Origin of the sequence: Nakamurella multipartita DSM 44233, assembly GCF_000024365.1 — a bacterium.
Classification (GTDB): domain Bacteria; phylum Actinomycetota; class Actinomycetes; order Mycobacteriales; family Nakamurellaceae; genus Nakamurella; species Nakamurella multipartita.
Genome location: NC_013235.1, coordinates 4636308 through 4648945 on the forward strand (window position 1 = coordinate 4636308; position 12638 = coordinate 4648945).

Annotated in this window: 10 protein-coding genes; 6 read left to right on the forward strand and 4 right to left on the reverse strand. The window is 67.1% G+C overall.

Translation table 11 applies throughout. From position 1 onward, the window contains the following. Positions 1-25: 25 nt before the first annotated feature. The 6 genes from NAMU_RS20815 to NAMU_RS20840 all read left to right on the forward strand — a co-directional run bounded on the left by NAMU_RS20815 (position 26) and on the right by NAMU_RS20840 (position 6905). On the forward strand, positions 26-1363 hold the full coding sequence (locus NAMU_RS20815) for an acyltransferase family protein (RefSeq protein WP_217180543.1): 1338 nt from the start codon (positions 26-28) through the stop codon (positions 1361-1363). Further along, positions 1350-2900, forward strand: a complete 1551-nt coding sequence (locus NAMU_RS20820) for an alginate O-acetyltransferase AlgX-related protein (RefSeq protein ID WP_015749311.1) — start codon at positions 1350-1352, stop codon at positions 2898-2900. The genes NAMU_RS20815 and NAMU_RS20820 overlap by 14 nt, the downstream gene beginning before the upstream one ends. A 108-nt stretch (positions 2901-3008) precedes the next feature. Further along, a complete protein-coding gene (locus tag NAMU_RS20825) occupies positions 3009-4073 on the forward strand; it encodes an NAD-dependent epimerase/dehydratase family protein (protein ID WP_015749312.1) in 1065 nt (354 codons plus the stop codon). 53 nt (positions 4074-4126) lie between these two features. Then, positions 4127-4888 carry an FkbM family methyltransferase gene (locus tag NAMU_RS20830; RefSeq protein ID WP_169312533.1) on the forward strand — a complete coding sequence of 254 codons (762 nt, stop codon included), beginning with the start codon at positions 4127-4129 and terminating at the stop codon, positions 4886-4888. Positions 4889-4898: 10 nt separating this feature from the next. Next, positions 4899-5852, forward strand: coding sequence for a glycosyltransferase family 2 protein (locus NAMU_RS20835; protein WP_015749314.1), 954 nt, complete (start codon positions 4899-4901; stop codon positions 5850-5852). Positions 5853-5900: 48 nt separating this feature from the next. Continuing rightward, positions 5901-6905 (forward strand): NAD-dependent epimerase/dehydratase family protein, encoded by a 1005-nt coding sequence (locus tag NAMU_RS20840; RefSeq protein ID WP_015749315.1) that lies wholly within the window; start codon positions 5901-5903, stop codon positions 6903-6905. On the opposite strand, the gene NAMU_RS20845 is transcribed toward NAMU_RS20840, so the two are convergent. The 4 genes from NAMU_RS20845 to NAMU_RS20860 are packed head-to-tail and all read right to left on the reverse strand — an operon-like array spanning position 6884 to position 12636. Then, a complete protein-coding gene (locus tag NAMU_RS20845) occupies positions 6884-8005 on the reverse strand; it encodes a glycosyltransferase family 4 protein (RefSeq protein WP_015749316.1) in 1122 nt (373 codons plus the stop codon). The two genes, NAMU_RS20840 and NAMU_RS20845, sit on opposite strands and share 22 nt — an antisense overlap. A 43-nt stretch (positions 8006-8048) precedes the next feature. After that, positions 8049-10574: a glycosyltransferase gene (locus NAMU_RS20850; protein ID WP_015749317.1), complete on the reverse strand. Its 2526-nt coding sequence runs from the start codon at positions 10572-10574 to the stop codon at positions 8049-8051. Further along, positions 10571-11845, reverse strand: a complete 1275-nt coding sequence (locus tag NAMU_RS20855; RefSeq protein ID WP_015749318.1) for an ABC transporter ATP-binding protein — start codon at positions 11843-11845, stop codon at positions 10571-10573. Before NAMU_RS20855 ends, NAMU_RS20850 begins: the two co-directional genes overlap by 4 nt. Beyond that, positions 11842-12636 carry an ABC transporter permease gene (locus NAMU_RS20860; RefSeq protein WP_217180545.1) on the reverse strand — a complete coding sequence of 265 codons (795 nt, stop codon included), beginning with the start codon at positions 12634-12636 and terminating at the stop codon, positions 11842-11844. The genes NAMU_RS20855 and NAMU_RS20860 overlap by 4 nt, the downstream gene beginning before the upstream one ends. Positions 12637-12638: the final 2 nt, after the last annotated feature.

Here is a 12638-nt window from a genome sequence, read left to right on the forward strand (position 1 = left end):
CAGCATCGGATTCCTGCGCTGGTTCATGGCCTTTCTGGTCATCTTCTCCCACGCCGGGCCGCTGGCCGGGTTCTACGGCAGCAAGAACCTGGGCACCCAATGGTCGGACGAACAATCCCTGGGCGGCATCGCCGTCGGCGGGTTCTTCTTCCTCAGCGGCTTCCTGATCACCCGGAGTCGGATGGGCCGCTCGACGATCTTCCGGTTCCTGTGGCGGCGAACCCTGCGGATCTTTCCGGCGTTCTGGGCCTCGCTGCTGTTGGTGGCCTTCGTGCTCGCGCCCATCGCGTGGTGGCATGTCACCGGCACGATCCGTGGCTATATCAGCTCGCCGGTCGAATCACCGTTGACGTACTTCGCCAACAACATGTGGATGAGCCTGAACCAGCAGAACATCGACGGGCTGGGCAAGGGGCTGCCGTTGGAGCAGTGCTGCGGCTACGACTGGAACGGGTCGGCGTGGACGCTGCGCTACGAGTTCAAGGGTTACATCATCGTCGGCGTCATGGGCCTGTTCGGCCTGCTCGGCTACCGGATCGTCGCGACATTGGCCTTCCTGCTGATGTTGACGCTGAACACCCTCACCTTCCTGTCCGTGAACGCGAACATCGCTATCCTCGATCCGCTGATGTCCGATTTCTACTCGGTCATGGTGCTGACGCCGTTCTTCGCCGGCATGATGTTCGCGATCTGGGGCAGCAGAATACCTATTGACGACCGGTTGGCCATGGCGGCCGGTGCGATCGCCATCTTCACCTATTTCATCGCATCCGGATGGAACGTATACGGACAGTTTGCATTCCTGTATGTGTTGATGTGGGCCGCCATTCGACTTCCGCTACAGAATTGGGAACGATACGGCGACCTGTCCTACGGCATCTATATCTACGCCTGGCCAATACAGCAATTCGTGGCCTTCTTCGGCGTGTACACTTGGGGGTGGTTCGCCTATCACGCCGTCGTGGTCGTGCTCTGCCATATTGCGGCCTTCACCAGCTGGCACCTGCTGGAGAAACCGGCACTGAGCCTGAAGAACTGGACGCCTCGATGGCTGGCGGCTCTGCAGGTGCGCTTCCGTCCCCTCAACCAACGGATCAAACGGGCCATCGTCAATCCGGCTTACTCCTCGACCCACTTCGCCCACACGTTGCGCCAGGACGCGGCGGCACTGGCCCAGGATCGGCGCGACGACAACCTGGTCTCGCACTCTATCGACGATCGGGTCGAGATCGACCACGACGGACCCTACCGCCACCACCGGCCGACCGACCCGGCGGGTCCCCCGCCGGCCGGGAACCCGCCGGCCGATGCAGTGACCACGGACGGCCCGAGTCGCGCATTGGAGACCCGTGGCACCCCGTGAACGACACGTGCTGCGCTGGATCGCCATCGTCGGTGCGCTGCTCGTCGTCGTGATCGCCGGCTGGGTGCTCCCGGTGGTGTACGAGATGCGCTACGACCCGGCCGAAAGGACCACGGGCGGGTCGTCCGAGCCGGCCCCGGCTCCGGCCCTGCCGCCGAACTCACCGTCGGTCGTGCCGCCGGACCCGCCATCGGCCGAATCGCCCGGCGATCAGTTGGGCAACCACCCGGTCCCAACGGCCGAACAGGACCGGATCTACCTCGACCAGACCCAGGCGCAGGCGGCGCACCCCGGTCTGGCCGTTGAGGGACGCGACGGTTACCTGTTCCTCGGTGACGCCTTCATGTCCAACTTCGCCCAGGCAATGGGCCGCCGCTTCTACTCGCCGGACGAGATTGCCAGCACGGTCGGCGCCGTGACCTCCACCGATCAGTGGCTGCGGGACCGTGGGATCGCCGCCGAATTCGTCGTCGTGCCGGCGACCTGGAGCGTGTACGCCGACAAGATGCCGGAGTGGACGGACGGGCAGCGGCTCCCGACGATCCTGGACCAGCTCGTGGCCGCCGACCCGACCAGCTTCATGGACCTTCGTCCGGAGCTGACGGCGGCCCGGGCCACGGCCGACACCTACTCGCGCCTCAACAGCCACTGGACCCCGTACGGCTCAATCGTGGGCTTCAGCACGATGATCGACCGGCTGCAGGCCGACCACCCCGACCTGGGGTCCCTGCCGCTCCCCACAGTCACCGGCACCACGGAGTCCGACGCGTTCAACGAGTTCGCCGGCATCACCGGCGCAGCCGGTCCCAACAACTGGGTGGTGCCCCGGCTGGCCTCGGCCCTGCCGTCTTACACCGTGATCGCCGCTGACGGCACCCGGCGCATGGCGGCCGGCGACGAGTTCCTGGACATCACCCAGATGCCGTTGCAAACCGAGAACCCGGCCGCCGGAAACGACCATCGCGCGCTTATCCTCGCGGACTCCGCGACCAGCCTGATGTCGCCCTATCTAGCAGCCGCCTTCGGAAGCACGATGATGGTGCGGCACTGGGCCGACCAGCCGGCCCAGGCACCTAACCTGCCCGCCCTGGTCGAGAGCTACCGACCGGACGTCGTCATCACCCTGGTCAGCGAGCGGAATCTGAACGTCGTGACCCCGGACACCGCGATGTGGCAGGCGGCCGTCGCCTTCGATGCCGGCGAGGGCCGGCCCCTGGGCGAGTGGTCGACCAGCGGCGCCGCGACGCTCGACGTTTCCGGGCCAGACCTGTCGGAACCGGTGACCGCGACTCTCTCGTCGCTACCCCCGGATGCGGCTACCGTTCGGTTGAGCGTCCAGGCCGACAGCCCGGGGACGATCACCGTCTCTTCAGTGACTGCCGTCGGCCCGGAGCAGTCCTCGATCCGCGTCGCGCAGGGTGAGAACGTACTGTTCGCCGGGATCCCGGCCGCTGCGACCGAACCGGTTCTGACCATCACCCGCACCGACGGAACCGGCACCTGGACGCTGACCAGCCTGTCGGTGCGGGGCCGGTGACCGCCTGGCCGGAGTTAGCCGGGCCCACCCCGGTCGCGTTGATTTTTCCCAAGGCCACCCCTACTGTGCCGGGGGCCGACGCCACCATCGCAAAGGACGACACACACCGTGACGACTAGCTGCCTGATCACCGGTGGCGCCGGATTCATCGGATGCGCGGTCTCGCGGATCCTGCCCGACCGTTTCGACCGGGTGGTCGCGATTGACAACCTGCACCCGCAGATCCATCCGACCCGGCATCGCCCGGCCGACCTGGACGAGCGGGTGGAATTCGTACGGGGCGACGTGACTTCGGCGGACGATTGGGACGACCTGCTCGCGCAGGTCCGGCCCACCGTGATCATCCATCTGGCCGCCGAGACCGGAACGGGCCAGTCCCTGACAGAGGCCTCCCGGCACGCGAAGGTCAACGTCGTCGGCACCACCGAGATGCTCGACGCGTTCGTCCGGCATTCGGCCCTGCCGGACCGGATCGTGCTCGCCTCCAGCCGGGCCGTCTACGGGGAAGGAGCCTGGGCGGATCCGGACGGCCGGCTCGTCTACCCCGGTCAGCGGCCCCGCGCCATGCTGGAAGCCGGTACCTGGGACTTCCCCGGACTGACCGCGACGCCCTTCAATTCCCACCGCGTCCAGCCTTCGCCGACTAGTATCTACGGATCCACCAAGCTGGCGCAGGAGCACATCGTGCGGTCGTGGTCGCTGGCGATGAACGTCACGCCCGTGCTCTTCCGCCTGCAGAACGTGTACGGGCCGGGTCAGTCCCTGATCAATCCCTACACCGGAATAGTGTCGCTGTTCACGCAGAAGGCCAAGGCCCGCGAGGTCATCCCGGTCTTCGAGGACGGGGCCATCATCCGCGACTTCGTGTTTATCGACGACGTGGCCTCGGCCCTCGTGGCCGGCACCGGCGTCCACCAACCCGACACCGAGCCGTATGACGTCGGCTCGGGCGAGGCGACCAGCATTCTCGGGCTCGCCCAGGTCGTCGCGGCGCACTACGGCGCGCCCGCTCCCGAGGTGAACGGTCGGTTCCGCGACGGGGATGTTCGGCACGCCTCGTGCACGATCCAGGAGACCCGGCGGGACCTGGACTGGACTCCTCGGATCATGCTGCCCGAGGGTGTGCGCCGCTTGTGCGACTGGATTGATCGGACAGACGGGAGGACTTTCTGATGGGGCCGGCGCTGCGGGCCACCGCACGGCTCTACGATCAGCACCTTCGATTGGTGGCATCGCATTTCAGCAACATGTTCAACGGGCGGGCAAATTCCGCCGCCTATGTTGCCGACTATTTTCATCAGCTGATGGGCATGTCCGAGCCCGCCCTGTTCGTCGAGGTTGGGGCCTATCGGGCCGACGCGTCGCGGCGGCTGCGGGAGGCGAACCCCACGTGCCGGATCGTCGCGATGGAGGCCAATCCGTACAACCACGCGAAGTATTCGGCCGAACTGCCCTTCGCTCAGCTGGCCATCGAGTACCTGAACGTGGCCGCCACCGACCGGACCGGCCCGGTCACGTTCCATCTGCGCACCCGCAGCCACGGCGATGAGCTGCGCAGAGTGACCGGCAACAGCTCGATCCTGCCGAGGGTCGACCCGGATGTCGACTACGAGTTGATCACCGTCGACGGCATCAGCCTGGACGGCATGTTCGCCGATCCGCAGGCCGGCCCGGTCTGCCTGTGGATCGACGTCGAGGGAGCATCCGGCCAGGTACTGCGCGGAGCCACCGAACTGCTCCGACGGACCGATGCGGTTCTGATCGAGGTCGAGGAACGCGCGATGTGGCAGGGACAGTGGCGCTCGCTCGACGTCATCGAGTTCTTCCTGGCGCATGACTTCACCCCGCTGACCCGGGACGCCGAGTACAACCAGCAATACAACATCCTGTTCGTCAGCAACCAGTTCTACGAACGGCCGGACGTGCTCTGGTCGCACGAGCTGCACGACAACTATCTCGTTCAACACATGGGCGTGGACGACCGCTGAGGAACTTGACGTGACCAATGACGAACTGCACGACCACCTGACCCGTGATGAGTCCAGGAACCGGGAACGTGCGACGCGCACGGCACCGCCCGCGATCGACGTCCTGTTGCCTTATTACGGCGATCTGGTTCAACTGCAGCTGGCGGTGCGCAGCGTACTTAGCCAGACCATGACCGCCTTCCGGCTCGTGGTGGTCGACGATGCCTACCCGGACTCGGCCCCGGCCCAGTGGCTGGCCGGGGTGGACGATCCCCGTCTGACCTATCTGCGCAACGACGTCGGGCTTGGGGCCAACGGCAACTACCGCCGGTGCCTGGAATTGGCTCAAGCTCCGTTGCTACTCGTGATGGGGGCCGATGACGTGATGCTGCCCGGTCACCTCGCCGCGGTCACCGAGCTGTTCGCAGCCGAGCCGGCGGCCACCATCGTGCACACCGGTGTGCGCGTGATCGACGAGCACGGGCAGCCCTGCCGACCGCTGGCCGATCGGGTGAAGAGCTTCTACGCGCCGTCTCGGCGCACCCTCCTGCGCGGGGAAGACTTCGCGGTCAGCGTGCTGCGCGGCAACTGGACCTACTTTCCGTCCATGGCCTGGCGTACGGGCTCGATCCGGCCCATCGGCTTCCGGCCCGGCCTCGACGTCGTCCAGGACCTGGCCCTGCTGCTGGACGTCGCGGCGGCGGGGGGTTCGCTGCTGTTCGACCCCGAGGTCAGCTTCGAATATCGCCGGCACCGCCATCAGGACTCGACGGTTCGCGCGGTGGACGGGCGCCGGTTCGCCGAGGAAGGCGCGTTTTTCCGGCGGGAGGCCGCGGACCTGGACCAGCGCGGCTGGCCGCGAGCGGCTCGGGTCGCCCGCTGGCACATTTCGTCCCGGCTGAACGCGTTGAGCGTACTGCCCAAGGCGCTAAGAATCGCCGGTGTGCCGGCCGCTCGACGGGTGGGGCGGCATGTGGTCGCCTGAGCTGGTGGGGTGCCCGTCCGGGCCACCCCGGGTTCGGCCAGGCCGACGATGACTGCCCTGGTCACCGGCGCGGCCGGGTTCATCGGGTCCACCCTCGTCGACCGGCTGCTCGCCGACGGTCAGCGGGTACTCGCGGTGGACGACTTCAGCCGGGGTCGAATGGAGAATCTCAGATTCGCCCAGGCGGCCGGCGGGGAACGGCTGGCCACCATCCGCCTGGACATCGGCGATCCACGGTTGGCCGAGGTGATGGCGGCAGCTCGACCCGAGGTCGTCTATCACCTGGCCGCCCAGGTCGATGTCCGCTGCAGCGTCGACGACCCGGTCACCGACGCCCGGATCAACGTCCTCGGCACGATCGCGGTGGCCGATGCGGCCCGCGCCGCCGGCGTCCGCAAGATCGTCTTCACCTCGTCCGGCGGATCGATCTACGGCGTACCCGATCGCCTTCCGGTGGATGAGGGAGCGGCGCTGCAGCCCCGATCGCCGTATGCCGTGGCCAAGGTGGCCGGCGAGCTGTACCTCAACGCCTATTCCGGTCTGCACGGCGTGCAGTGCACGCACCTGGCCCTGGCCAACGTGTACGGGCCGCGACAGGACCCGTCCGGGGAGGCCGGGGTGGTCGCGATCTTCACTCACGCGCTGTTGACCGGCCGGCCGACCCGTCTGTTCGGGGACGGCTCCAATACCCGCGACTACGTCTTCGTCGAGGATGTCGCCGCTGCGCTGCAGGCCGCCGCGGCGCCCGGCTGGGACCGGGTTCGTTTCAACATCGGCACCGGCCGCCAGACCTCCGATCGCGAGCTGCACTCGGTCCTGGCGGGCCTGGCCGGCGCACCTGACGAGCCCACCCACGCACCGGCCCGACCGGGCGACCTGCACCATTCCGCAGTCGACTCCACCCGGGCCCACCGCGACCTGGGATGGACGCCCGAGCACACGCTGGCGCAGGGGCTGCGCCGGACCGTCAACGATGCCCGGACGCAGCTCGAGCTCGCAGGTTCAGCGCCCGCCCGTCCTCCGCACCCCGATCAGCCGGCGGCGCGCCTATAGGCGCTCATGGTCTGCTCGGCACACCGGTCCCAGGTCCACCGGGCCGCGTACCGACGGCGCCGGAGCCGGTCACTCGCCCGTTCTGCGTCGCTGCGCCCTCGTTCCCGGGCGGTGACCGTGCCGAGCAGGTCGGCCAAGGCGTCCGGGTCCCCCATCGGGAAGGCGTCTGCATGCCCGCCCGAGACCTCTATCAGGGCCGGGATGTCGCTGACGATCACGGCCACGCCGGCGGCCAACCCCTCCAGGGCCGGGAGACCGAATCCTTCGTCCCGTGACGGCATGATCAAAGCTCGCGCTCCGGCCACGATGGTCTTGAGCTCGTCGGCCGGTGTGTAGTCCCGAATGAGCACACCCGGCCCCGGACGCTCGTCCGGTCCCCATCCCCGGGCCCCCACCAACACCAGGTCGGGAATGTCGGCGGGGTCCGGTGCGGCCGCCCGGTAGCGGTCATAGGCGGCCAGCAGGGTACGAAGGTCCTTGCGGGGTTCCCGAGTGCCGACGAACAGCAGGTACTCGCCGGGCAGCCCGAGCCTGGCCCGCTCATCGAGCCCGGGGGGATTCAGGGACAGCCAGTCCGCCTCGACGCCTAATGGCGTGACTACCAGGTCCTGCACCACCGGCCCGTAGGCGTCCCGGACCGCGGCGGCGACCGCATGAGTCGGGGTGCACACCACCGCGGCCCGCGCCAGGCTTCGCGGCATCAGCTCAAGCAGCTGCCGGCTAGTCCCATCGACGGTGCCCGGGCGGGTGAGATAGGCGAGGTCGTGGATGGTGACCACGCCCCCAGCCCGCCCGGTCGGCGGCAGCACGAAATTGGTCGCATGGAACACCTGGACCGGGCCGCTGAACGACCGGACCGTCGGCACCTCGCACCGCGTCCACAGAGCGCGCAACGCCCGCGCGGGCGAAGGAACCGACCGCGCCCGGACGCCGGCCGGAACGGCGTCGGCCAGTCCACGGGCACCCCGAAGGGTGAAGGCCGTGGCCGTCACCGTAACGTCCCCGCGCCGAACGAGAGCGGCGAGCAGGTGTTCGGTGTACCGGCCGATGCCGGTCCGCTGCCCGAGCAGCGGAGTACCGTCCAGGCCGACCCGGATCACTGGCGAGCGGATCCCGTTAGACCGGCGGCCGGCGCGCGGCGGCTCATTGCGCCCTCGCCGCCCGTGCCCGCTCGGCTTTACGTTTGCGGGCGGTCAGCTGCCGCTTCACGCGGCCGGCCGCCGCGCCCACCATCTCGCGGACGCCGCCGCTGCGCAGGTGTCGCCCGGCGATCGCCAGGTCGGAGCGGACTCGCTCGGCCAGAACCCGTGTCGGCCCGGCCGTTCGCACCGGCGTCATCGTTTCCGGCAAGACCCGGTCGGCGGCCGGGTGCGGATCGCGGCAGAACTCCAGCAACGGGGCCAGCGTTTTGTCCCAGGTGAACTCGGCCCGGACCCGATCCAGATTGCGGATCACCCGGCCTCGTTCGACGTCGTCGTACAGCATGATTTCGAGGGCGTCGGCCAGGGCCTGCGGGTCGTTCTCGCGCACGGCGACGCCCAGACCCTCGGCCGCGACCAGATCACCGAACCCATCGCCGCGAGTCGTCACGATCGGCAGCCTGGTCCACAGGTAGTCCAGGATCCTGGTACGGAAAGAGAAGGTGGTTTCGATGTGTTCGAAATGCGTGCTGACCCCGACATCGGCATCCAGCAGGTAGTTCTGCCGGGCGTTGTAGGCCACCCACTCCTCGTTGAAGAACACATGGCGTCCGGTGAGGCCGAGCTCCTCCGACAGCTGCCGGGCGCGCACCGCCATCTGCATCTCCGGGACCGCCGGGTTGGGATGCTGCATGCCCAGAAAGAACAGCCGGATGTCCTGATGGGTTCGAGCGAGCCCGGAAATCGCCTGGATCAGACTCAGCGGGTCGAACCAGTTGTAGATGCCGCCTCCCCAGATCACGATCTTGTCGTCGGCGCCGATGCCGTCGACGACCCCCCGCAGGGCCGGAGCAGTCCGAACCGGTTCCGCGGCCGGAAGTCCGAACGGGACCAGGGCCAGCAGACTGCCCAGCGAATTGTCCTGGGCATAGGTGAGGGGGTTGAGGCGTCCCTCACCGGCCAACTGGCCGAGCCAGAAGTGACGCTGACGTTCACTCGCGCACAAAAAGAAGTCGCCGCGGGCCAACTGCTGATTGAGGACCTCGGTGGCCGAGTTCACCTCGAAGGCCCAGGCCTTGGGCCCCTTCTCCTTCGCCTGCTCCAACTGCTCCAGATGCATTGGGTCGTACAGGTCGACGACCACGACCTTGTCGGTCTCGTAGAGAGCGGGGAACACGGCCATCGCGTGTCCCTGAAAGATGATCACGTCGGCCCAGTCGATGTGCACGTCGGCCGCGTGCGCGTCCCGCGGCGAGACCGAGAGAACCTCGAACTTATCCGGCCGAACCCCGGCGGTACCGAACGTCAACAGGCGCACCTCGTGCTCACGGCTCAGATACTGCGCCATGTTCCAGGAACGGATCGCCGGCCCGGCCATCACCGCGGAGACCGGCTCACCGGTGATGATGACGACACGCTTCTTGCGTCCGGCCGCGTCGATGCCCAGCGCGGACACCAGTTCCTCGTGCGCCTCCAGGTAAGTCGGCAGCGGGTAGGCCGGCTCCATCAGCTTGCCGAACAACGGCCGCAGCTCGGAGTCGCCGACCCGGCGCCGCTGCTGGAGCAGCTGCCGGGTCTCCGTGAACGAGGTGATGTTCTCCACCAGCTGATCGATGGCGTAGATCCCGGCCATGGCTTGCTTGGCCACCGGGCGATCCGGCGTGGCGTCATCTCCCGGTCGCCGAATGTCCAGCTCGGTGCTGTCCAATTCGCCCCGGGCCACCGCGCGACGAACGGCCAGCAGCAGCGCACCGGGCAGGAACTGAGCCAGGGAACGGTCGTCCAGATTCTTGTACATCGTGTACAGCGCGTTGCGCTCCAGCAGGTAGGTCTCCCGGAACGCACCGAACTTGTTCATTGATGCGTGATGCTTGTGGAAAGCCAGCGAGCGCGGCTCGTAGCGGACCTTCCAGCCCAGCAGGTTCAGGCGCCAGCCCAGATCCACGTCCTCATAGAACATGAAGTAGCGCTCGTCGAAGCCGCCGACGCTGTCGAACACGTCGGCCCGCACGAACATCGCCGCGCCCGTAGCGAACAGGACGTCCCGCGGCTCGTCGAAGGCGCCGGTGTCCGGGGACTCGCAGAACGGCTTGTACCCCATGCCGAACCAGGTGATCGCCGCCTCGACGAAGTCGATCTTCTGCCCGTCCCAGTCGAGCACCTTGGAGGCGACCGAACCCACGTTGGGCGAGGTCTTGAACGCGTCGACCGCCGCCCGCACCCAGCCCGGGTCGGGCCGCGCGTCGTTGTTCAAGAAGGCCACGTACTCGCCCCGCGCATGCCGGACGCCCAGGTTGCAGCCTCCGGCGAAGCCAAGGTTGTCGTCGGACTTCACCAGCGTCACGCCAGGATCGGCCGCGGCGATTCGCGCGGCGCTGTCGTCGCCCGACCCGTTCTCCACGCAGACGATTTCCAGCTTCTCGGCCGGCCAGTCGACCTTGCGCAGCGACCTGATGCAGGTGATCGTGTCATCGGCGCCGCGGAAGTTGACCAGGACGATGGACACCATCTCGGATGTGCGCTTGCTCACCGGCTTCCCTCCGGCCCGGTCCCGGCCAGCCCGGCGACATCGCGGCCGTCTGCCCCCGGCGCGGCGCCCGCCAACGGCTGACCCCACCGCCCGCCCAACGCGATGGGGCCGCCGGATTCCCTCGGCGTGCCGACCTCGACGTCGAATCGCGCGCAGTTGCGCAGGAAGTCAAAGACGTGCGTCGTGGAGTAGTCCACGATCGACGCGGTCAGGTCAAACGTGCCCGGCTGCAGCATGAGCTGCGGGATCTCAAGTTCGATGCTGCCGGCGCCCTCCAGCGCCTCCGGGACGCGACCGCCGTCCCGGCTGTGAAAGCCCCACAAGTGGTAACCGTCAAGCGCATTCACATTCAGCGCGAACACCGGCTGCTCGATGCGCTCGGCGAAGTGATAATTCAGCCGGATGGTCATGCGATCGCCCGTCCGGAAACTGGCCGTCGGCACTCCGGCGGCGTTGATCAACTCGACCGCCGTGAGGGTCGCCTCACCCGAGCCCCAGCGGGCCTGTTGGCCCGAGCCGGACCCGGGATCGCGCTGGGCGTGGGTCGCGTCCACGTAATCATCGACGGTCTGCTCGGTGGTGCCGACCTCGACCAGCTGACCCTGCTTCAGCCAGGCCGCATAGTCACACATCGTGCGCATCGACCCCATGGCATGGCTGACCACGATCACCGTCTTGCCCGCCCGCCGGAAGTCGGCGAATTTCTCCATGCATTTTTCCTGGAACGCGGCGTCACCCACCGCCAGGATCTCGTCGACGAGCAGGATGTCCGGGTCGATATTGATCGCGATCGCGAAACCCAACCGGACATACATCCCGGACGAGTAATTCTTGACCGGCTGGTCGATGAATTTCTCGATGCCGGAAAAATCAACGATCTCGTCGAATTTCGCATCGAGTTCCTTGCGCGACAGCCCCAGGATCGATCCGTTCAGATACACATTTTCCCGGCCCGACAATTCTGGATGGAAACCCGATCCGAGTTCGAGCAGGGCGGCCACCCGGCCGCGACTGATCACCCGGCCCGTGTCCGGCCGCAAGATCTTCGCAATGCATTTAAGCAGCGTGGACTTGCCTGATCCGTTCTCTCCGATCAGACCGAAGGTCGAACCTTCCGGAATGTCGAATGTCACGTCCCGCAGGGCCCAGAACTCGTTGAACGTCGCTCGCTTCCCGCGCATGAGCGCGGCCTTCAGCGACTGGTTGCGCTCGGTGAACATCCGGAAGCGCTTGGACACCTGTTCCACGCTGACCGCGATCTCGTTGCTCACAGCTCCTCCGCGATCCGTGCCTGGTACTTGGAGAAGACCAGGATCCCCAGGCCCATTGCCACGGCGGCCGCTCCGAGGCAGTACAACATGTCGCCCCAGTACGGCAGACGGTTGTCATAGAGCAGATCGCGGAAGACGGTGACGAAACGCTCCATGGGATTGAGGCTGTAGAACCAGGTGAGCGGGAAATCACGCCCGTTGGACCGCCATAGCGCTTCCTTGTCCGCGATCAACGTGACGGGATAGACGATAGGGGTGGCGTAGAACCATACCTGCATCGCGATGCCGACGAACTGGGCGGTGTCCCGGAAGTAGACGTTGGCGATCGAGAGCATCAAGCCCAGCCCCAGCCCGAACAGGGCCAGCAGCGCGATGAACACGACCATCAGCGGGAGCCAGATCCAGATCTGGCTCCCCAGGATCACCGCGATGCCCAGCAGCACCAGGAACTCGAAGCCAAAGGTCACCAGGCTGGACAGCATGCTGGCGGCGACCAGTGTGTAGCGCGGGAAATAGACTTTCTGGACCAGGTTGGCATTGCCGATCAGGGCATTCATGCCGCCGGTCATGGTGCTCGCGAAAAACGTCCAGGGCAGAAGCGCACAGGCCAGCCACAGAGTGAATACGTCGATCCCGCTGGGATCACCCGGGGGCGGCGTGGCCTGCAGCACGAACCCGAAAACAACGGTGTATATCGCCAGCGAGGCGATCGGATTGAGCAGTGACCAGGTCTGCCCCAGAAAGCTGCGCTTGTATTTCCCGCGCACCTCCCGCATCGTCAGGTTGGTCAAGA

Excerpts from the sequence above, each read along its gene's own strand:
- NAMU_RS20840 (WP_015749315.1), top strand. The coding sequence starts at position 5,901 with ATGACTGCCCTGGTCACCGGCGCGGCCGGGTTCATCGGGTCCACCCTC.
- NAMU_RS20815 (WP_217180543.1), top strand. The coding sequence starts at position 26 with ATGGCCTTTCTGGTCATCTTCTCCCACGCCGGGCCGCTGGCCGGGTTC.